General features: G+C 33.8%; 1 protein-coding gene. It reads left to right on the top strand.

Going from position 1 to position 305, the window contains the following annotated elements; translation table 11 throughout:
• Positions 1-104: 104 nt before the first annotated feature.
• On the top strand, positions 105-305 hold a 201-nt coding region (locus AOA62_RS15750; RefSeq protein ID WP_218244136.1), incomplete at its 3' end, for a type III pantothenate kinase.

The following is a 305-nucleotide window of genomic DNA, read 5'->3' on the forward strand; positions in this document are numbered from 1 at the left end:
ATCGTGAAAAATAGGAAATAACTATGGAGAAAGGGTGTCTGTTCTAGACATCCTTTTTCTTACTAAATTTTTAAGTTATGGGGGTGGTTGCCTTGGTATTTGCAATGGATATTGGAAACTCTAACATAAGCATGGGCTTATATGAAAAAAAGACTTTAAAATATCATTGGAGGATAAAAACAGACCCAGAAAAAACAGCGGATGAATATGCAATGATCATCAAAAGTCTGTTTGATCATGAAAACATAAAGATTCAAGACATAGATGGCGTAATAATATCCTCTGTCGTACCACCAATTATGTAC

The sequence above is a fragment of the Pseudomonas sp. 2995-3 genome (assembly GCF_002742565.1).
Taxonomy (GTDB): Bacteria; Pseudomonadota; Gammaproteobacteria; order Pseudomonadales; family Pseudomonadaceae; genus Aquipseudomonas; species Aquipseudomonas edaphica.